23 protein-coding genes and 1 tRNA gene are annotated in these 21,195 nt (G+C 30.3%); 15 read left to right on the top strand and 9 right to left on the bottom strand.

Annotated elements, in window-relative coordinates:
- Nucleotides 1-217 precede the first annotated feature (217 nt).
- Both rsfS and IMX26_RS05770 read left to right on the top strand, forming a co-directional pair.
- The gene (gene rsfS / locus IMX26_RS05775) at nt 218-562 is read left to right on the top strand and encodes a ribosome silencing factor (protein ID WP_207729326.1); all 345 of its coding nucleotides are present in this window, start codon (nt 218-220) and stop codon (nt 560-562) included.
- A 48-nt stretch (nt 563-610) separates the two neighbouring features.
- Nucleotides 611-1,429 carry a class I SAM-dependent methyltransferase gene (locus IMX26_RS05770; protein WP_195160729.1) on the top strand — a complete coding sequence of 273 codons (819 nt, stop codon included), beginning with the start codon at nt 611-613 and terminating at the stop codon, nt 1,427-1,429.
- A gap of 215 nt (nt 1,430-1,644) precedes the next feature.
- Here the strand turns inward: IMX26_RS05770 and IMX26_RS05765 are convergent, their stop codons facing one another.
- The gene (locus IMX26_RS05765) at nt 1,645-1,830 is read right to left on the bottom strand and encodes a hypothetical protein (protein ID WP_195160728.1); all 186 of its coding nucleotides are present in this window, start codon (nt 1,828-1,830) and stop codon (nt 1,645-1,647) included.
- Between the two features lie 183 nt (nt 1,831-2,013).
- Between IMX26_RS05765 and IMX26_RS05760 the strand changes: the two genes are divergently transcribed.
- Nucleotides 2,014-2,550 carry a flavodoxin family protein gene (locus IMX26_RS05760; protein ID WP_195160727.1) on the top strand — a complete coding sequence of 179 codons (537 nt, stop codon included), beginning with the start codon at nt 2,014-2,016 and terminating at the stop codon, nt 2,548-2,550.
- A gap of 199 nt (nt 2,551-2,749) precedes the next feature.
- Here the strand turns inward: IMX26_RS05760 and IMX26_RS05755 are convergent, their stop codons facing one another.
- Both IMX26_RS05755 and IMX26_RS05750 read right to left on the bottom strand, forming a co-directional pair.
- Complete coding sequence (locus tag IMX26_RS05755) at nt 2,750-4,144, bottom strand: MATE family efflux transporter (RefSeq protein WP_195160726.1); 1,395 nt, start codon at nt 4,142-4,144, stop codon at nt 2,750-2,752.
- A 38-nt stretch (nt 4,145-4,182) separates the two neighbouring features.
- Entirely contained in the window at nt 4,183-4,845 is a 663-nt protein-coding gene (locus tag IMX26_RS05750; RefSeq protein ID WP_195160725.1) for a TetR/AcrR family transcriptional regulator, read from the bottom strand.
- Between the two features lie 615 nt (nt 4,846-5,460).
- Here IMX26_RS05750 and IMX26_RS05745 point away from each other — a divergent pair.
- Nucleotides 5,461-6,543, top strand: coding sequence for a pentapeptide repeat-containing protein (locus IMX26_RS05745; RefSeq protein WP_195160724.1), 1,083 nt, complete (start codon nt 5,461-5,463; stop codon nt 6,541-6,543).
- A gap of 196 nt (nt 6,544-6,739) precedes the next feature.
- On the opposite strand, the gene IMX26_RS05740 is transcribed toward IMX26_RS05745, so the two are convergent.
- The 4 genes from IMX26_RS05740 to IMX26_RS05725 form a co-directional block, all read right to left on the bottom strand.
- Nucleotides 6,740-7,147, bottom strand: a complete 408-nt coding sequence (locus IMX26_RS05740) for an IS3 family transposase (protein ID WP_195158755.1) — start codon at nt 7,145-7,147, stop codon at nt 6,740-6,742.
- Between the two features lie 8 nt (nt 7,148-7,155).
- A complete protein-coding gene (locus IMX26_RS05735; protein ID WP_195160723.1) occupies nt 7,156-7,713 on the bottom strand; it encodes an IS3 family transposase in 558 nt (185 codons plus the stop codon).
- 45 nt (nt 7,714-7,758) lie between these two features.
- Nucleotides 7,759-8,313: a transposase gene (locus IMX26_RS05730; RefSeq protein ID WP_195160722.1), complete on the bottom strand. Its 555-nt coding sequence runs from the start codon at nt 8,311-8,313 to the stop codon at nt 7,759-7,761.
- 448 nt (nt 8,314-8,761) lie between these two features.
- Nucleotides 8,762-8,837, bottom strand: a tRNA-Ala gene (locus tag IMX26_RS05725).
- A gap of 326 nt (nt 8,838-9,163) precedes the next feature.
- On the opposite strand from IMX26_RS05725, the gene IMX26_RS05720 reads away from it, so the two are divergent.
- From IMX26_RS05720 to IMX26_RS05710, 3 genes are all read left to right on the top strand, one after another.
- Nucleotides 9,164-10,339 (top strand): cation:proton antiporter, encoded by a 1,176-nt coding sequence (locus tag IMX26_RS05720; protein WP_195160721.1) that lies wholly within the window; start codon nt 9,164-9,166, stop codon nt 10,337-10,339.
- 20 nt (nt 10,340-10,359) lie between these two features.
- The gene (locus IMX26_RS05715) at nt 10,360-10,713 is read left to right on the top strand and encodes a hypothetical protein (protein ID WP_195160720.1); all 354 of its coding nucleotides are present in this window, start codon (nt 10,360-10,362) and stop codon (nt 10,711-10,713) included.
- A 360-nt stretch (nt 10,714-11,073) separates the two neighbouring features.
- Complete coding sequence (locus tag IMX26_RS05710; protein WP_195160719.1) at nt 11,074-11,718, top strand: DUF998 domain-containing protein; 645 nt, start codon at nt 11,074-11,076, stop codon at nt 11,716-11,718.
- Nucleotides 11,719-12,020: 302 nt separating this feature from the next.
- On the opposite strand, the gene IMX26_RS05705 is transcribed toward IMX26_RS05710, so the two are convergent.
- Nucleotides 12,021-12,167, bottom strand: a complete 147-nt coding sequence (locus tag IMX26_RS05705; protein WP_195160718.1) for a hypothetical protein — start codon at nt 12,165-12,167, stop codon at nt 12,021-12,023.
- Between IMX26_RS05705 and IMX26_RS05700 the strand changes: the two genes are divergently transcribed.
- The 3 genes from IMX26_RS05700 to gltS all read left to right on the top strand — a co-directional run bounded on the left by IMX26_RS05700 (nt 12,139) and on the right by gltS (nt 15,420).
- On the top strand, nt 12,139-13,197 hold the full coding sequence (locus IMX26_RS05700; protein ID WP_195160717.1) for an ATP-binding protein: 1,059 nt from the start codon (nt 12,139-12,141) through the stop codon (nt 13,195-13,197). The two genes, IMX26_RS05705 and IMX26_RS05700, sit on opposite strands and share 29 nt — an antisense overlap.
- Complete coding sequence (locus tag IMX26_RS05695) at nt 13,197-14,081, top strand: DNA-binding domain-containing protein (RefSeq protein WP_195160716.1); 885 nt, start codon at nt 13,197-13,199, stop codon at nt 14,079-14,081. Before IMX26_RS05700 ends, IMX26_RS05695 begins: the two co-directional genes overlap by 1 nt.
- Nucleotides 14,082-14,232: 151 nt before the next feature.
- A complete protein-coding gene (gene gltS, locus IMX26_RS05690; RefSeq protein ID WP_195160715.1) occupies nt 14,233-15,420 on the top strand; it encodes a sodium/glutamate symporter in 1,188 nt (395 codons plus the stop codon).
- Between the two features lie 84 nt (nt 15,421-15,504).
- Here gltS and IMX26_RS05685 read toward each other — a convergent pair whose 3' ends face one another.
- Entirely contained in the window at nt 15,505-16,653 is a 1,149-nt protein-coding gene (locus IMX26_RS05685) for a GNAT family N-acetyltransferase (protein WP_195160714.1), read from the bottom strand.
- A 503-nt stretch (nt 16,654-17,156) separates the two neighbouring features.
- Between IMX26_RS05685 and IMX26_RS05680 the strand changes: the two genes are divergently transcribed.
- The 5 genes from IMX26_RS05680 to IMX26_RS05660 all read left to right on the top strand — a co-directional run bounded on the left by IMX26_RS05680 (nt 17,157) and on the right by IMX26_RS05660 (nt 21,183).
- Complete coding sequence (locus IMX26_RS05680) at nt 17,157-17,474, top strand: hypothetical protein (protein WP_195160713.1); 318 nt, start codon at nt 17,157-17,159, stop codon at nt 17,472-17,474.
- Between the two features lie 424 nt (nt 17,475-17,898).
- Nucleotides 17,899-18,825: an ABC transporter permease gene (locus IMX26_RS05675; RefSeq protein WP_195160712.1), complete on the top strand. Its 927-nt coding sequence runs from the start codon at nt 17,899-17,901 to the stop codon at nt 18,823-18,825.
- 2 nt (nt 18,826-18,827) lie between these two features.
- The gene (locus tag IMX26_RS05670; protein ID WP_243259314.1) at nt 18,828-19,643 is read left to right on the top strand and encodes an ABC transporter permease subunit; all 816 of its coding nucleotides are present in this window, start codon (nt 18,828-18,830) and stop codon (nt 19,641-19,643) included.
- A 1-nt stretch (nt 19,644) separates the two neighbouring features.
- Nucleotides 19,645-20,424 carry an ABC transporter ATP-binding protein gene (locus IMX26_RS05665; protein ID WP_195160711.1) on the top strand — a complete coding sequence of 260 codons (780 nt, stop codon included), beginning with the start codon at nt 19,645-19,647 and terminating at the stop codon, nt 20,422-20,424.
- A complete protein-coding gene (locus tag IMX26_RS05660) occupies nt 20,425-21,183 on the top strand; it encodes a dipeptide/oligopeptide/nickel ABC transporter ATP-binding protein (RefSeq protein WP_195160710.1) in 759 nt (252 codons plus the stop codon).
- The last annotated feature ends 12 nt before the right edge of the window (nt 21,184-21,195 follow it).

Here is a 21,195-nt window from a genome sequence, read left to right as displayed (position 1 = left end):
ATACTACAATAAAAATAAACAACTCTTAATTTGCTACAATTTAAATTCCTAAACTACTCACTTTACTATTTAAAAAAGCCAGAGAATAAAGTAAAATGTTAAAAAGCTAGCCTAAATAAGCTGTTTAATAAGAAAAATGCAAAAATAACTGCTTTGAACTGGATAGAACACAAAAATAAAGCTACAATAATAATAACAGATAATAGGAGGCTAAATTTTGCAAATTAAAGAGAGAGCATTAAAAGCTATTGAATACGCACAAGAAAAAAAAGCAAATAGACCTGTACTAATGGATTTACGTAAACTAACTGCCATGACGGACTATTTTGTAATTTTAAGTGCAACAAATACTAAACAAGTAGAGGCGATAGCGGAGCATATATCTAAGTCGTTTAAAGATAATGATGAGTTATTGGCTACTACCATAGAGAGAGATAAAGAATGTAATTGGATTCTTCTTGATTACGCTGATTTCATTGTTCATGTATTTAATGATAAAGCAAGAGATTATTATGATTTAGAAAGACTTTGGTCAGATGCAGAAATAACTGAGGTGTTATAAATGACTACAACCGCTTACCAACATTTAGCGGTATGCTACGACACACTTATGAATGTTGACTATAATAATTGGAGTAGCTACCTTATAGAGCTGATTAATAAAAACCCAAAGGGCATTAAATTACTGGATGCAGGCTGTGGTACAGGCACTATAAGCAATTTAATGGCTAAGCAAGGGTTTACAGTTACAGGTGTAGATTCATCTACTGCAATGCTAAATATGGCATGGAAACATGTAAAACCCCAACTTCAATTTGTACATCAAAACATTCAGCAATTAAATTTGTCACGGGAGTATGATGTAATAATTAGTACATGTGACGTATTTAATTACATAACAACTGAAAAAGAGTTATTAAAAACACTAACTAGAATTTACGATCATTTAGATTATGATGGAGTGTTTTTATTCGACATAAGCAGTTATAATAAACTAAAAAATTTCCTAGGAAATAATAATTTTTCGGATATAACCAATGATGTAGGTTATATTTGGGATAATTTTTTTGATGATGAGTCTAATATATTAAATATGCAAATAACTTTTTTTATGCCATATGAAGAAACAGGTTTGTACTATCGTTGTGATGAAGAGCATTATCAGCGAGCATGGTCTATAACCGAAATAGTAGCAGCTTTAGTGGAGACAGGGTTTAAAAGCATAAAAGCATATGATGCTTTTACGTTTGATCCACCAACAGAAAGCAGTGATAGAATTCAATTCGTTGCTTATAAAAAGGATCAAAAAGATATTAAATATTTACCTGCTGATATAAATAAAGAGCAAAGCTTAAAGCAGGTATTACAGCTACCAAACATTACTACGGTAGAGCAGTTAATAGAGGAACTTAAAAAGGCAACTAAATAAAAACTAAAAAAGGGCAATCGGTGAATTTTTTAAACCGATTGCCCATTTGTTATTTATATAGTTTAAAACTTTTAAAGTGTTGCTTAAGTATCCATAACGGAATTATACGTATGTGACTACCTACAGCATAATTTTTTAACTAACGTTTTGTTAAAAATCGTAGTAAACGTGTTTCCGTGCCGTTCAACTTATTTGTTGTTTTGTTTTGAAGTTTACTAAACAACCAACAAGTAAAAATCATTTACAAAAATAGCTGTTTGAGGTATATTAAAATGAGGAATTGATTTAAGCGATACTACAGTTAAAGGTGATATTAATTGCCTAAAATCATTAAAAAGTTTACGTTTTTTATGGCTAAACAATACTGAAGTATCTGGTAATATTACAAATGAATTAGACATGATAGATTTAATGATTTTGCAAATAAAAAATACTAAAATAATCGGGCAGCTTACTTTAAGTGATGGAACAGTAGCTAAAGCCAAATAAGAGATTGTTTAGCCTCTTATTTTTTAAAATTATATTATGAGTTTGATTATTTGTTATAATATAAACGTAAAAAGATAAATAGAGGTGTAGCATTAATGAAAGTAATAGCATTTGCTGGTAGCCCACGTATAAATGGTAACTCAGATTTATTATTAAATGAATGCCTTAAAGCAGCTCGTGAAAAGGGTGCAGAGGTAGAAAAAATCTATTTAGACCTAAAAGTAATCTCTCCTTGTAAAGCCTGTGACTTTTGCCGCAGCAATGGCCATAAATGTATCATAAATGATGATATGCAGCTAATCTACCGTAAACTACAAGAAGCAGATGTGTGGATTATAGCAACCCCTATTTATTGGTGGGGACCATCAGCCCAATTAAAACTAATGGTTGATCGTTGGTATAGCTTTTATAAAGCCATGGATTGTAGTAATAAAAAAGTAGCTTTACTAATAACCATGGGTGATACTAAAATGAAAGTCGCTCAACCTACTATAGATATGTTCGATATGGCATTTACTGCTTTAGGAATAAAACAGCTTAAACCACTAGTGATTAGCGCCCATAAAAAGGGTGAAATACTGCAAAATAAAGAAGCCTTAAAACAGGCTTATGAAATTGGTTTAAGTTTTTAATTTGCTAAGTGGTAAATTTTTATATTTCAAATTCACTCTCAGTTAATTTCAAACAACGGGGCGGTTTGGAAATCGCCCCCTACTCTCATAATATATTCTTTTATTTTTCACTATAATATTTATTTATCTCCCATTTTTGGAGATTGGTGTTTATGTATTATCAAATTATAGTCTTTTGGGTTGTGATCATATAATAAACTTAACTACTTGCAGCCAAACTAGAAACATTATGTTCAATTGTATTTCTCCATTTACCACTTCTATAATAATATAAGGTAACTAATCCCTCACCAATTGCATATACAATGAAGCTTGCTGCTATATAGGTAAATGGTAAATGTAATACTCGAGACACCAAGTATAGGAAGGGAACCTGAATTAACCATTGACCAACTATGCCACCTATAAAGAATGGTAGCGTATAACCTGTACCAATAAACAGAGTAGCTATACCTTGAGAAAAACCCAAGATTGGCAGGCATAGAAAAGCAATTCTAAAGGCTGGAATACCAATTGCTAATACCTCAATCTCATTAGAGAATAGTCCCATTATTTGTGGTGCGAATACAAAACCAAGTGCACTCACAACTATCATAATGCCTCCACCTAGCTTTCCAGCAATAAGTGCAGTTTTCTCAGCACGTTCAATTTTTCCACAACCTACGTTTTGCCCAACCACTGCGCCTCCACCCTGCACAAGACCATTACTTGGCATAACCATAAGACCCATAATTCTACCCAAAATACCGAATGCTGCTACAGCCATAGTCCCATATAAAGTTACGAATCCTAGAATAATAACATTAGCCATATTTCTAAGTAAATTTGCTAAAGCCTGCGGACCACCAATACGAGTAATTTTCATTGCTACAGTCCAATCAATTTTAAAGAGGTCACTTATACGCAGGCTAAGCTTACTCTTAGGACCGAAGAGAATCCAAAAGCCAATCAAGAATGATACAGTTGTGGAGATTACTGTTGCCAGTGCAGCACCAAATATACCGAGACCTAACCCTTTTATTCCTAAAATGGGTATTCTACTAAAAATAAAAATGGGGTCTAATACTATATTTAATACCGAAGCGAGTATTGCTATATACATAGGGCTCTTAGAGTCTCCACTACATCTTAGTGCTGTGCTAACAGTATAAGATGAAAACATAATAGGTAAGAAAATAGTTCTAATGCGTCCGTACTCTAGTGCTCCATTTAGCATATTTACGTCTTTTGTAAAGAGACTAATAGTGGGTTTTAAAATTAGGTAGAGTAATAGTGCTCCAACAAGTCCAACTATTAGCTTAAATGCAAAAGTGTTGGCAACTGCCTTGCGAGACTTCTCTAGATCAGCAGAACCAAAACTTTGAGCCAAAACAGGAACTGAACCATTACCTATGATACTATTTAGAACAGAAATTAGCCCTAGAATAGTACAAAACACCGTTACAGAGGCCACTGCAGTTGCAGATATTCTACCAATCCACATCATGTCTACAATGTCATATAGTGTATTGGTGAACAAGCCAAGCATTGCAGGTAAAGCCATGAATAACAGATTATTTATTACGCTTCCTTTTGTTAAATCACGCTTACGCATACACCCTTCCTCCTAATGAATTAATTAATTTATATCTCTTAATCATGTTCCTCATCTTTTGTACTTATTATGTTCTTAGCACCTAAGTACAACATATCAAGGTTTTTCTTATATAGAGAATGTACATCTGTAATACCGTACATATGAGCTGATAATACTGTTCCAAATAGTACAGAGTTTAACATGATGGCTGTCTCTGCAGGGTTAGTTCTAGGATCTAGTTCACCATCAGTAATTGCTTCTGAAATGTGTTTTCTAAAGATTTCATCTAACCCAAGAATCCTTATATCGAACACATACTGTTTATTTGGGTACATTAGAGCCTTTTCGGCATCGCTCAGCTTATTATAATTCTCATATGCTCCATTAGCCAAAAATCTCATTATAGTCAGTATTAGCACTTTAGGAGTCTCTACGACTTCTTCAAAAAAACACAAAAGTGCATGTTTACCTCTTTTAGGATTAATAAACAGGTTCACAGCAAGTTTAAAACACCATACTGTTACATAATATCCTAATAAATCCTCCTTTTTTGGAAAATAGCTGTAAAAAGTAACCCTAGATACAGCTGCACGTTCACATATGTCACTGACTTTTAGCTCCTCAAATGAGCAATCCTCAAGTAGTAACAACATACTGTCTAACACATTCAACTTAATTCGAGCTTTGTTTTTTTGTCTTAATGAAATTTCTTTACACATGTAAATATATTAACACTTGTAAATAATTATTGCAAGTCTTGTTAAGTAAGAAATTAAGAATAGGCTGAGTTGATGTAATTAAAAAGTATTGTAGGGCTTACATGAGTATTTATTGAATTTCTTGGCTTGTAATGAAGTTTACATAGCAATATGTAAGAGATATTATGTAATATATTGACATTAAATATACTCTCATATAAAGTGTATTTAATAGGATATTTATTAAAATTGTTTATTATTAATAGTATTAAGAATTTGTAAGAAAAAAGCACGCTTTTCATAGTAATAGTACAAATAACAGAAGAGTTCTACATAATGTTTAATAAAAAAAGTACTAAATTTCAATGTATACTTTTTGTAATTAAATCTTTAAGTCATGGTCAGTTTTGTGATGTACACTAGTTTATGATTTATTCAAGCTTAAGGTTTACTCCATTCTATGACGAATAAAATTATAGTAAATGCCATTGATACAGGAGGATTGTTTAATAGAATAGATGGATTACATACAGATGGATAAATTAAGTATCTCATTTAACAAAGATTTCTGTTGTACTTTTAAAATTATGTAATAGAAATTAGTTTAGCAATTTAAATATAGGGTTGGTGTATATAGTGAAGAATCAGAAGAACTTTAAAGTGTTCAGAGAAGGTAAAGTTAAATGGAATAAATGGAGAACTGAGAATCCAGCAATAAAACCTAATTTGAGAAACTACAATTTCTATAATGAAAAGGAACACATTGAGAAATATGAAATGTTTCATTTAGAAGGATACAATTTTGATGAGACCAATTTTAGTGAAGCAACTATGAGAGATGGAACATTTCTTGATTGTACATTTGGATATGCATCAATGAACTTTATTGATGTATGTTATGCAAATTTTATAAACTGTAAGTTTAAAAATGTAAGAATGAGGGTATCCAAATTAGGCTCAACTACATTTGAGAACTGTTCTTTTGAATCAGTTGATTTTTCATATTGCTCTGCAAAAGAGACAAAATTTCTCAACTGTAAATTAGTGAATTGTAACATGAGTTATATTAATTTTGTAAAAACTGACTTTAGTAATTCTAGTTTATTAAACTGTAGAGTATATGGCATATCTTCATGGGATTTGGTGCTAAAGAATACAATCCAGAGAGACTTAATAATAACTGATAATGAGGATGAAAACCCTATCACAGTTGATAACATTGAAATGGCTCAATTCTTATATTTAATTATTAATAATGCAAATTTAAGGTTTGTACTTGAGACTTTAACAACAAAGACAGTCTTAATTTTGGGACGTTTCACACAAAAGAGAATAACTATTCTTCGTAAGATAAAAAGCGAATTAAGAAAGTATAATTATGTACCAATATTATATGATTTTAATGGTCCAAGTACAATTGATATAACTGAAACAGTGCAAGTTTTAGCAAGTATGTCTAAATACATTATTGCAGATTTAACAGATGCTAAAAGTATAGGACATGAGTTAAAGACAATAGTTCCAAATAATCCATCAGTAATTGTACAACCGTTAATCCTAGAGGGAGAGAGAGAATACTCAATGTTTGAGCATTTTACAAAATTTCCATGGGTTCTTGGAATTAAAAAATATAAAGATGAATCAATAATAAAGGTAATCGAAATTGCTGTGGAAGATTGTAATAGAAAACGACAAGAACTCCAAACTGAATATAGTTAAATAGCTTATTATTGAAATAAAGAATATTTACAAAAATTGTAGTAAAGTAACTAATAAAAGTAAGCTAAAAAGAAATTAATCTACTTAAACTCATTCTGCTGAACCTCGAGAATGCTCCCTCTCTGCGTTGTACGCTTAATTTTATATTTAGGTATACTGCTTGAACTGACCCATTGAAAGTAGACAATAAATAAAATCAAATAGGTGCTTGTCTTCTAAACTCTAAAGGAGCTAAGCACCTTAGCTTTTTTTGAAACCTTTTCTCATTGTAAAACTTAATATAGCTAATAATCTTAGATTTTAACTCTTCTAATGAATTAAACTTTTTACCATAGAACATCTCTGTTTTAAGTATGCCAAAGAAGCATTCCATTGGACCATTGTCAATACACTTACCAACACGTGACATACTTTGAATCATCTCAGAATCCTTAATTCTTTTCTTAAAAAGACTTGTAGTGTATTGAAAACCTCTATCGCTATGAAATATTGGTTTAGCATTAGGATATTTTTTTATCGCATTATCAAACATGCTAAACACTAGTTGGTTATTATTCCTAAAGGATAACTTATATTCAATAATGCTATTATCATATAGATCCATTATAGGACTCAAAAGAGTTTACGACTGTCATTAGGAATACTAAACTCTGTTACATCAGTGAGCCATTTTTCATTTGGTTTTTCTGCTTTAAAATTCCTAGCTAACACATTATCCTTAGTGTAATTGGGTTCAACTATTTTGCGACTTACTTTCTTCAACCTAATTCTAGCTTTGATGCCTAGAAATTTCATTAAGCGATGAATATATCCCTTTGAATAAGACTTATGGTTAAGCCTATTTATAAACATGGTCATTCTTCTATAGCCCAGAATACCGTCAAAGGTTGAATGGTACTCTTTTATTAAAGTACATACTAATTCATCGTTCTTTTCTTTTATAGATTTTTCTCTATTCCTATGTTTGTAATATGCACTTCGTGAGATTCCTAAGACATTACAGATTATGCTTACTTTATAACCCTTTTCACTGTAATATTTTACTGTTTTGTAACTAGATTCATTTCTTACTTTTGAGAGAGTATATTTTTTTGAAACTCCTCTTTTTTTTGAGTACTTCAATCTCAAATTCTCGTCTTTTTCTAAGCTCTCTCTCCATTTTAAGCTCAAGCTTTAATCTCTCTACCTCACTTAGTTTAGATAAATCTATGTCTTCTAATTTTTTTGGACCACGCTTCTGATGTCTAAGTCCATCTGCACCATTTTTAAATAAGACTGAGTCCAATTGTATATATTATGGTAGGCATTATTAAACTTCTTTGTAGCCTCTTTATAGTTCATTCCATTCTCAATAACCCACTTAACTATTTCTAACCGTTCATCAAAGGTAGTTTTATGAGATTTCATGGTACAGATTTCTCCTTTAGTCTTATAATTTCTTAAATCTATACCATTATAATACTTACTGATCCACTTAGAAATAGTTGTAGATGTTATATCGTATTTTGCACTTAAATCCTGCAGCCCATATTCTCCTGTTTGATATTCTTTAATTACTGATTCTTTGAATCCTTTTGTATACTGTCTATTCTTTTCTTTAGGATCGAATGCTTTTTCTCCATGAATCTTATACGTCAAACACCACTGTCTTAGCATCATATGGTTACAACCATACTCCTTGGCTACCCCTCTGTATCCCATGTTTCCTTCAATGTATTTTTTACATGCTGCTATTTTTTCTTCTTTACTATATTTATATTTTCTTGTCATTTTATAAACCTCCCATTGTAGTCTTGTAATTTTAATTAATTACGTGTCTACTTTGGGAGGATCAGTTCAGCTCGTATTACCAAAATATAAAATTAAGCTAGCGCCGCAGGAAACATTCTCGAACTTCAGCTTTATCGAGGTCAATCGGTCTATTGTAAATAAAAAAGTCCTAAGTAACTTTCGTTGTACTTAGAACCTTTATCTATGGTGGAGATGGTAAACGGAATCGAACCGTTGACCTCTGATGATTTCCGAGAATGACCTCACTCTTCGTTATACGCCATATTTTAGAATTAGGTATACTGTTGTATTGCCTAATTCTAAAATATGACTAGTGCCTTGATTGAGGAACATTCTCGAAAATCATCTATTTTAACCGAGGTCAATCGGTTCTATTATAAATAAAAAAGTCCTAAGTAATTTTCGTTGTACTTAGAACCTTTATCTATGGTGGAGATAAACGGGATCGAACCGTTGACCTCTTGACTGCCAGTCAAGCGCTCTCCCAGCTGAGCTATACCCCCATATTATGTTGTTTTTTTGTAACGCAAAATGAATTATAACACTCTCATAATAATTATGTCAATAGGATTTAAACAGTTTAAAATTTTAATGGATAAGGATAGATTAAATCATTGTATTACTTATAAGTAGTCCTAAAATTAATTTTATAATTAGGCAATAAAATCCAAGTAACTTAGAGGAGATTAATTATCAATTGTAGAATATAGCAGATTGTAATTATTATATATAATTTTATAAAGCATATCATACTTCAAAAAATAAGTATATTTATGACATGAATGTATATGCTTAGTGTAATATGTCTATTAAGAGAGAAGGCTGACTTATGTTTTACATCGGGCTCTTAATTGTGGCTGGAATGTTGGGAGGGAAACTGGCAAGAGTGCTTAAGGCACCATCGGTTACGGGGTATTTGCTGGCTGGTATTCTTGTAGGACCTGCGGTATTAAATATTGTTAATCAGTCCGTATTAGGTAATATGGCTGTTGTTAGTGAAATGGCGTTAGCATTAATAGCTTTCACCATAGGATCAGAGTTTAATTTTAAAAGGTTAAAAACACTGGGTAAAAATATTTTTATAATTACAGTAACCCAAGCATTATTAACCTTTGCTTTTGTATTTAGTATCTGCTTTTTTTTATTTAGTAAGAGCTTAGCTTTTAGTTTATTACTGGGTGCAATTTCATGTGCTACAGCACCTGCAGCAACAATAATGGTAATAAAACAGTATAAAGCAGATGGGCCACTAGTAAGAACTTTGCTGCCAGTGGTAGCCATAGATGATGCAATTTGTATTATTGTTTTTGGCATTTCATTGTCTTTATCTAAAACCTCAGTTAGTAATGAAGTTTTATCTGTAAGTCATATGATATGGCAACCATTTATTGAGATTTCTGCATCGTTATTACTTGGCTTAATTGCAGGGTTTATATTTACAATTAGTCACAAATACTTTAGGAGTGATGAAGAGACCTTAATTGCCATATTAGGTTTAGTTATAATGACTTCTGGCATTGCAATTATCTTTAATTTATCTGCCTTATTAGCTTGTATGATGATTGGAGCAACTGTTGCTAACTTACTAGGAGATAGAAAACGCATATTTCATTTAGCAAACTGTTTTTGCCCACCGCTCTACTTATTATTTTTTACGGTAGCAGGAGCAACACTACATCTTAGAGAATTATCACATATAGGTTATTTAGGTATTGCTTATCTTGTTGCCAGAACTCTTGGCAAAGTTTTAGGAGCAGCTCTAGGGGCTAAATCTACAGCAGCGCCAAAAACCATTGTAAAATACTTAGGTTTAGGCTTATTGCCTCAAGCAGGTGTAGCTATAGGACTAGGGACTTTAGCTAATAGTGCATTTCCAAATATAGGATCACAGTTGATGACAATAGTATTAGGTGGGGTTGTTTTTTTTGAAATAATTGGTCCATTTTGTGCCAAGTATGCTATTACCAAAGCCGGAGAAGTTAATCAGCAAAGTTCGTCTTATTAAAACAAATTGGGGGTCATATTATGAAGTTGTTGGTATTAATACTGAATAAGACATCATACTTAGAAGACGTACTCCATAAATTTAATTCAATTGGTATTAAAGGTGCAACAGTACTTGATAGTATGGGGGTAGGGCGTACTATGGCTTATCATCATTCAACCGCTAGTTTTGCATTAATGCACTCCTTGCGTAGGGTGATAGATGGAGGTCGACCCTATAACAAAACTATACTATCTGTAATAGATGATAGCTTAGTAGAGCCAGCATTTAAAGGTGCTGAAGATATTTTAGGAGATTTACATCAACCAGGCATGGGTATTATGTTTACTATACCTATTGATAATGTTGCTGGATTACCAAAAACTTATTATTAGTGATAGTGTAACTATATTTTTTATAAAGTGCTAAAGTTCTAAACGCCTATTGGGTATTTAGAACTTTTTTATGTTAGTTTTGGTGTTATTTTATGTAAGTGATTTAATAAATAGTTTTATATTTTTTTATGGGTTTTATAAAAAAATAGATAAGCTAACTTCCTTAAATCATTGCAAATATGTTATACTTGACTTGTGAAAGTTAATATTAATAAAATTAATTTTTTTACAAATACTTATTTAATAATTAATATATATAATTAAATATAATTATTTGTTATTGAATATTGTGTAATAATAGCTGTCTCAAGGTATATTAAATTAGTATGGAGTAATGGGACATCAAGAAGGAGAAAGTTTATGAATTTATGGGGCTCTAAATTGAGTTGGATATTGTTAACAATAGCAATAGTTGGAGATTTTGTGGCAGCATATGCTTTAGCTTTGTTTTATCCTAGCTATAGTCATAGCAAACAAGTTATGAGCGTTTTAGGAAACCCTAAAAGTCCAGTAGCATTTTTTTATAATCTTTGGTTAATTATTTTAGGTATATTAATATGTTTTTCAGCAGTAAACTTCTATATTGTTTATTCAGGAGTTTCAAAAGCATATGCTTGTGCAGGAGCTATAATATTATTAATGTTTGGAATAGGTGCAGGAATATTAGCTGGATTATTTAGTGTAAATGAAGTTAAAGAGATAGAAACAGTGGCTTCAAAAATTCATGGAATAGGTGCAGGCTTAGGTTTTATGGCTTTAACCTTTATTCCTTTAGTAGTTGGGGCAGTATTCTTTAAAGAAGGCAATAGTTTATTTGGAATAATTTCAGTTGTTTTCTTTTTACTAAGTGTAGTACTTTTTGTATTATTTATTATGTCTGAAAGAGAGACCTTTCAGAACTCTATAATTGGTTTAAGTGGATTGTGGCAACGGTTATTATTGGCAAGTATGTATATGCCCTTATTATTGTTAGCCTTAAAACAAGCTTTAAAATATCGAACATAAACCTATAGTTATATAAAACCTTTGTAGTTTTAGCTATCTTGGTGGTTTATAAAGAACACACATTAATAATAGATTTATTAACATATTTCATAGAATATTTTGCTCAGCATGAGTGAAATCTATCAATTAAAAGTTCTCAATATAATAAATTTTTATTGCCAGCTTGCCCCCTAGCTAATTGCAATTTATAATAGTTATTAACCTACTTTAATTAGAACATACTAGCTATAGGGGGTTATTAAAATTAAAAAAAGATATTTACTAGTAACTATTGCTGTTACGTTATTAAGTGAACTATATTTTTATCCTTTTGCTAGCCCTTTAAGGTTTTCGGCAGGAGTAGTTGCCTTAGGCTTTTTTATTTTACTAGTAGATGATTTTTCAATACCTGTTGTTACGGTTTTATGTGGAATTTCGGTATTGGCTTTTAGAAGTATTGTTGCAGTCACCTTTAAATCTTATGGATTCATAGCAGCAATTCAGCTAAACTACCCAGCTATGTTGTACTACTTGGTTTATGGAATAATCGCCTATTTAATTAATTTTCGCAAGCATAAAGATAATTTTTTAGCAACTCTTACTCTTTTAACCTTTGTAGATTCTATAAGCAATATTATTGAGGCTTTAATAAGAAATAATCTTACTGTACCACATATTAAGGTTATTTTAGTAGTTGGCTTTGCTCGTAGTTTTTTTGCTTACATATTATACTGGTTTTATCGTAAACAGGCTATTTATGTTCAAGCAGTGGAGCATCAAAAACGTTATACTCAGCTTAATAAGCTCGTTTCGGATATTCAGGCAGAAATGTTTTACTTAAAAAAATCTATGAATGATATAGAGCAGGTAATGAGTAAAAGTTATAATTTATATGAAAACACTAAGAGTAAGCCAAAACTCAAAGAATTAACTCTCGATATCTCCAGAGAGGTCCATGAAATTAAAAAAGACTATTACCGAGTAATAAAAGGATTTGAAAGCTTTTTAAATAACTTTGAAAAAGATGATAGCATGAAAATCTCGGATATTTTTACAATAATAAAAGATAACACCCTAAGATATATTAAAGAAAACAAGTTAAATATTAAGTTAACCTTTTTTAGTGAAAGTGATATGACTTTATCAACCTATTACTCTTTATTTTCTATACTTAATAATTTAATAATTAATAGCATTCAATCCTGTAAAGAAAATGATAGTATAAACGTTTATCAATATGTAATAAAAGATATTGTTTATTTTCAGGTTACAGACACTGGTGAGGGCATAGATAACGATATCTTACCGTATATTATTAATCCTGGTTTTACAACAAAATTTGATAGTGTTACAGGCAAAGCCTCTACTGGTATTGGATTGTCGCATGTTAAAAATATCTTGGATGAGTTGCAAGGCGAAATGAACATTGAATCTGAGCTTAATAAAGGTACTAGTGTAACAATTAAAATACCCAAAAAGTTAATAACAGGTGATAAATAATGGCAAATAAAAAATTTTTAATTGTAGACGATGATATAAACATATGCAAAATGCTTGCCTATTTAATAAAAAAGAATAGCTTAGGAAGGGTAGTTGAGGAGCTGCACTCAGGACAATATGCTGTTGATGAAATACTATTATTTAACCCCGATATAGTTTTAATAGATCTACTATTGCCTTATAAAGATGGAATAGAAATAATAAACCTAGCCAGAGGTAGAGGCTTTAAAGGTAAGTTCATTATGATATCTCAGGTAGAGGATGAAAAGATGATATCTAAGGCTTACGAAAGTGGCATAATATTTTTTATTAACAAACCAATTAACAATATTGAGGCTTTTAATGTTATTAAAGGCGTCTGTAAAAACATAGATTTAGAGCAATCTGTTGCCTTAATTAAAAATGCAGTATTAGATATTAAAGTTTCTAGTGATGTAATTCCATCACTAGAAGAGAGTTTAAATACTCAAATTACTAAAATATTTAAAGACCTTGGTATTACAGGTGAAACGGGTAGTAATGAGCTTAAAAAGCTGTTGTTTAAAATCATTAAATTAAAGAAAATTTCACCAAATCAAAAGTACCAATTACAAAGTCTCTATGAGAGCATTGCTGAGGAGGCTAGTTTTAATAACAATATCAATATAAGTAAACGTTCTATAGAAAAACGGATACGTAGAGTTATTCAAAAGGCCTTGAGAAACCTAGCTGCTCATGGTTATGATGACTACTATAGCCTTAAATTTACAGAGTATAGTTCACTTTTATTTAATTATAAACAGGTAAAACAAGAAATAAGATATATTGATAATCCTAATCTCGAGCATGGCAAAATATCTATTAAAAAGTTTTTAGAAGGCTTTATAGCTAAGCTAAAATATTAATAAATAAAAAATAATATAAAAAACACCTTGGTTATTAAAAAATTTAAATAATAACTGGGTGTTTTTGTCGTAACATGGGGGATATTGTCGTACGTCCATATAATAAAAGAGAGTTTATTTACTTGAAATATTATTATATGGGGGGATATTTATGGTATTAAACTTAGATATTGTGCAAACGCTTGCACTTGCTGTTGTAGTTTTACTTATTGGTATGGGTATTAAAAAGAGAGTTAAATTTCTTGAAAACTTTTGCATACCAGCACCGGTAATTGGTGGAATTTTATTTGCAATTTTTATACTTATCGCAAAGCAAACAGATTTTTTAGTAATTAATATGGATATGACTTTAAAAAATGTATTTATGAATGCCTTTTTTACTACAGTAGGTTTTACAGCTAGTTTTAAACTACTAAAAAAAGGAGGAGTACAGGTTATAGTATTTTTAGTAATTGCAGTAGTTTTAGTAGCCTTGCAAAATGTAGTGGGGGTAGGTTTAGCTAAGGTATTTAATATTAACCCACTTATTGGTTTAAGTACTGGTTCGGTGCCTATGACTGGTGGACACGGAACATCGGGTTCGTTTGCTCCGTTGTTTGAGCAAGCGGGTGCTGTTGGAGCTACGACTGTGGCTTTGGCATCTGCAACATTTGGATTAATTATAGGGTCGATGATAGGTGGACCATTGGGTAAAAGACTAATCGAAAAAAATAATTTACAACAAGATCAACAATATGTTAAAAAACAAGTCACAGAAGAATTTAAGAGTAAAACCTTAGATAGCAAGTCTTTTATGTTAGCGACATGTCAAATAGTTATTGCTATGGGCATAGGTACAATAGTATCTTATCTGCTCGAAAAAACAGGCATGAAGTTTCCATCATATCTTGGCTCGATGTTTGTAGCAGCAATTTTGAGAAATATTTCAGATTTTACAAAAAAATTAAATGTACTTAATAAAGAAATAGATATTATTGGTCATACCTCATTGTTTTTGTTTTTAGCAATGGCTTTAATGGGTTTAAAGTTATGGCAATTAGCAGACTTAGCTGTTCCTCTAATTGTAATGTTACTGGCTCAAGCATTATTAATGGGGCTATTTGCTTACTTTGTAACCTTTAATATTATGGGTAAAGACTACGACGCTGCTGTTATGGCCTGTGGACACTGTGGATTTGGTATGGGTGCTACTCCTAATGCCATGGCAAACATGAATGCTCTTTCTGGCAAATATGGGATATCTCAAAAGGCATTCTTTGTAATACCGTTAATCGGTAGCTTATTTATAGACTTTTTTAACTCAGGAACTATTTTAATATTTATGAATTTCTTTAAATAGTGTAATACTGTAACTCTAAAAACTACTCTCTAAAAGTAAAACACTACCTCTTAAGGTAGTGTTTTACTTTTACAAAATTATATACTAATTATATTCATTAAGAAGTTTAGTTAACTCTTTGTGATTATTAAGTACTTTAAACGATTTTTCTTTAATAAACATATTTTTAGATAAACCCATTTTAAATGATAGTTTTAATTTACTTACTGATGCCTCAATATTACCAAGCTGGGCATAAACTCGTGCTGCATTGAAGTAAAACCAAAATTTATTTTTACTGTTACAAATCTGAGATATATGTACTTCTTCTTTATTTAAGGCCATTAATTCAAATGCTTTTTCATATAATAAAGATGCCTGTAAATAATTTTGTTTACAATAATAACTATATGCATGAACTAAGTAATTATCAAAACGATTATACCAACCAAATATAACACTGTAATTCTTTGCCAACCTAAAACCAACTTTTTCGGCTGTTTTTTGAGAGCCTATATTAGATTCTAAACAGCGCCACCCGATATAGTTTATGCCAATAGATAAGCAATATTTCACACAGGCCAAAAGTGTTTTAGTAGCAAATCCTTTTTGTCTATAATCTTTATCGGTTTCAATTCCAATTTCACATTTGTTTTTAATAACGAAATCAGCTAGACACCAACTTACTATACAATTATCATTAATAATACAAAAACCAAAACCATTTAGCAAAAAGTCTTGTTGATTTAACCATGTCTCTGATAACCATGTATTAATTTTATTTATATTTTTTAAATCTGCTTGCTTTAATAATTCAGCATCAATTTTCTTTAAAATATAGCCACTAGGTAATTCAATATTTAAATCAGTTTTCATTTTATTATATACATAATATCTCCAATTAATTTTGTTAACATGATGTTTTTTTAGTATATTTTCTAATAATTCTGACCATGCATTCAGGTCGCCATAATGTATATAAAAGTCTAAACAATTGCTTTTACGCATAGTAGGAGATATAGAATTTAACAAATGATTAGAAAAATCATTGTTGAAACTTGAGTTATTTGTTTTTCCGGCTATATAAAAATTATGATAGTTGTTAAAAATGCAGGCTGTTTGGGGATTTAGTTCATTATCAACAAATATTTGGCCACATTTTTTTTTAATAATTGATGCTATTTCTAAACTAAAGTTTATTTTGAATAGTTTCGCTACTTTATAGTAATCATTACTTTTTAATTCAATAAACATTATATAATTTTTCACCTTTCAAAATTAGTAGGTGGAAATTGTATTTTGTTTAAACAAGAACCACCTTTTTGATTCTAAATGTTTTTTTCATTATCTAAACAGCTCCTTTCAAAAAGTTACTTTTTAAACCTTTATTGTTTATTTTGATGATATTAAGTATATATAAGACTTTTAAAGATTATTCTATACGTTTAAATTAAACCTCTAAAATCTAGTAAAAGTATTCATATACACCCCAATATTTTACTAAATAATACTAATAATATCAACTTTTAATAATTAATAATAAGTAAAATAGTCTCTTATTATTAATTATAAACTTACTGCTACGGCAAAATATATTTAACTCTAAACGCACCTGTTTCTTTTATGTGTAGTTAAATAGATTTATAGTAAGTTAAACCACCAACCTATTATTATTAAATATAAGCGGTTTAATCAGAGTATACATATTTCTACATAACTACCTAGCTTACCAAAATATACTCGTTGACTACAAACGTATGTTCGCATACAATGAAATAGATATTAGTATACTATTAATGGGGGTGGTTATTGTGAAGGTTTGTGCTATGCCTGTAAAAGTCTTGGCTCACTATAGCAAAGATGGTGTTCCTAAGCCCTTACGTTTTTTAGTGCAGAATAATGAGCAAGAAGAGATTGTTATAAAAAACATAAAAGTAAATAGTATAGAAGAAATTAAAATTAGGGGAGAACGGGTCTATAAATATGTATGTCAAAGCATTATTAGAAATCAGCTAAAGCTTTTTGAAATGCGTTTTTATGTTAATCAGTGTGTGTGGCATTTGTTTAAAATATAATAACTTAACTTTATTAAGTAGTAGATAAAATTACTCTCCTATATGTCAGCAAGTCCGTTTAACTACTACTTATATCAAATTATTGATATTGTAAGTTATGCTTAGTTTAAAATTAATATTTACACCTAAAAAGATAATTCACTTGTATTTATATCTCAAGCTAACAATCAGTTTTATTTTTAGCTTAGTTAATTAAATACAGTGACTTTTTTATTTTAAAAATTGTCTCAAATCATATCACTATATTTTATTTTTATATCACAATATTGTTGATATTTTTTTTATTATACTTAAAAAACTCTATTATAATAACAAAAAAAGATAGGATGATTGTAAATATTGCTGTATTGATAATAGTTATCAACAAATATATACTAGCAGTCGAACAATGATAAAGATAAAGACATTGGGAGAGCACTAAATAATGATTAAAAAAATTGTAAGTTTACTAACGCTAATTATTGGGGTTACTATAATTACTTTTGTGTTACTTAGCTTAACAGAAGCAGACCCTGCAGAGGTATATGCTCGCAGAATTTATATAAATCCAACTCAAGAAGAGATTAATAGTATTAGGCTGGAGCTTGGTTATGATCAACCACTTTATCAACAATACTTTAACTATTTAGTTAAGCTAGGTAAAGGCGATTTAGGTAAATCTTTGGTAACTAATAATAGGGTAATTAAAGATATATGTTTAACGCTTAAAGAAACCTTAAAACTAATAGGTTGTAGTTGTGTTTGGATTATTACTTTAACAATATTTTTAGCCTGCCTGGCAGTTAAGTTTAGAAATAGATTTGTAGATCATCTTGTAAGATTATTTGTTATTTTGGGTATATCAGTGCCAAGTTTTTGGTTGGGTTTTATCTTTTTATATGTATTTGCAGTAAATCTTAAAATATTTAATGTTATGGATTTTGGAACCTTAAAAGGACTTATTTTACCATCACTAACTTTAGCTATACCAACAACAGCAACATTAGTTAGGCTCTTAAGGAGCAATATGTTAAGTGAAATTAATAAAGATTACTTTATTTTTGCTAGGGCAAGTGGAAAATCGGAGAGCAAAATAATATTTAGTAGTGTGTTAAAAAACTCTTTGCCACCTGTTATAACTCTCTTTTTTCAAAACATTGGTTTAATGATAGGTGGTAGTGCTATTGTAGAAAGCGTTTTTTCTTGGCCTGGGCTAGGTATGTATTTACTTAATGCCATTATGCAATTAGATTTACCAGCAATCTCAGGTTGTGTATTGATTATTTCTTTAATATTTATTGCTTGTAATAGCTTGGCTAGTATTATAAATAAACTTCTTATGCCAAAACTTAGCATGCAAGGGGTTAAATAATTATGAGAAATATTCTTAAGAATAAACAGGGTTTAATTGGTTTAGTAATGATATTAACAGTAATAATAGTGGCAGTTTTGGCACCCTATATAGCACCTAATAATCCTAATGAGGTTGATATAAGTCACAAATTTTTAGAGGGCAATGATAAATTTCCATTAGGAACAGATCAATTAGGTAGATGTATAATTTCAAGATTAATGTATGGGGCAAGGTTTTCACTATTTATAGCACTTACAGTTTTAATAATTTTAATAATAATTAGCGTTACTTTAGGAATAACAACTGCTTACTTTGGAGGCATAGTAGATTATATTTTTCAAAGCATTTGTAATATATTTATTTGTTTTCCACCACTAGTAGTGGTATTAGCTTTATCAGGTTTTTTAGGCAGCAGTATCAAAAGCCTAATAATCTCCTTTGTTTTATCTATGTGGGTGTGGTTTGTAAAGGTGATTAGAAGCTATGTTTTAATAGAAAAAAATAAAGATTATATTATCTCCTCTAGGCTAGCTGGTTGCAGTGATAAACAAATTATCTTTAATCACATTTTACCTAATATAGCCCCATCATTAGTTGTTTATTTTAGCACCAGTATTGGAGCATTAATTTTAATGTTATCGGGCTACGCCTTTTTAGGAGTTGGTTTAGACACAAATACACCCGAGTGGGGTTCTATGCTAAGTAATGGCAAAACATACTTATATGCAAGTAAAGCATTAATAGTTTATCCGGGTTTATGTATTTTATATACAGCAACAGGTTTTAACTTATTAGGAGAAGCCTTAAAAGATATTTTTGCACCGAGAGGTAACTAAAATGAAACTATTACAAGTAAAAAACTTAACAATAAGTTTGCAAAATAAAAGAATAATAGTTAATAACATTTCATTTGAGGTTAATTCTGGAGATGTTGTAGGCATTATTGGTCAAAGTGGAAGTGGTAAAAGTATTTTAACTATGGGTATTTTAGGTTTATTAAATAAAAATGAATTTACGGTAACTGGCAGTGTGTTTTACAAGGGTGAAGATATTACTGCATTATCACCTCAAAAAAGGTCACTTTTATTGGGTAAAGAGATGTCTTTAATCACTCAAAACCCTATGACAGCCTTTGACCCTTCAACTAAAATATTAAAGCAATTGTCATCAATAATACGCTCAAATTACCCTTATTCAAAGCAAGATATTAAGGACAAGTGTATAAAGCAACTAGAAAATTTGGGGTTAATAAATGCCACTAAAATTATGGAGAGTTATCCTTATGAACTTAGTGGAGGCATGTTGCAGCGAGTTATGATTGCCTTAATTACTTTGCTTGAAAGTAGGCTAATTATAGCAGATGAAATTACTACTGCTATTGATGCTGAAAATAAAAATGTGGCTCTAAATCTTCTAAAGTCTCTAAATGCACAAGGAGTAAGCCTAATATTTATAAGCCACGATTTTCAGGCACTAAAACAAATTGCGAACAAAGTAATTGTTTTAGAGCAAGGTGTATTAGTAGAGAGTGGTAGCTTGAAAAAAATTATGTTTAATCCTCAAAAGCAATACACTAAAAGACTGTTAAGAGCCAGTATTTTAAACGGGGAGAGTTAAATGATTAAGATAAAAAAGCTTACAAAAAACTATTATGTTAATGGTGAAAAATTCACAGCAGTAAATAATGTAGATTTTATCCTACAAAAAAATAAAATTTACTCTTTAGTAGGGGAAAGTGGTAGCGGTAAAAGCACATTAGCCAGAATGATTAGCTTAATTGAAAAACCGAGTAGTGGCGATATCCTTTATAAAAATAAGAGTATTATTGGTCTTACAAAAAAACAAATTCTAAAAAAAAGAAAAGATATTCAGTTAGTGTTACAAGATGGTAAAAGTGCTCTTGATCCTTGTAAAAGTGTAAAACAATTAATAATGGAGCCCTTAAAAAATATTATTAATATAACTAATGCCAACAGTTACAACTATGTAACTAAGCTAATGAATCAGGTAGAACTGCCGTTAACTTATTTAACTAAAAAACCCTATCAACTAAGTGGAGGTGAGCAAAAAAGAGTAAACATTGCTAGAGCAATAGGGGTAAGCCCTCAGCTAATTATTTTTGATGAAGCTTTGGGTAGCCAAGATGTAATAGTAAGAAAAAGGCTTTTAGATTTATTAAAAAACATTCAACAAGAGGCTAAATGTACCTTTTTATTTATTACTCATGACCTTGATGTAGCTTTATATATTTCAGAAAGAATTGTTTTTATGAAGAATGGAATTATTGTTGAAGATGCAAGTGTTAATGACGACAACGAGTTTAAACATAGTTATAGTAAAAAGCTTATTGCTCAGCAATATTGCCAAAGCTGTTAAGAAAAAAACTAA

The organism is Clostridium sp. 'deep sea' (genome assembly GCF_014931565.1).
GTDB lineage: Bacteria > Bacillota > UBA994 > PWPR01 > PWPR01.
The sequence above is the reverse complement of the archived record's forward strand: the minus strand, read 5'-3'. Positions and strand labels throughout refer to the sequence as shown.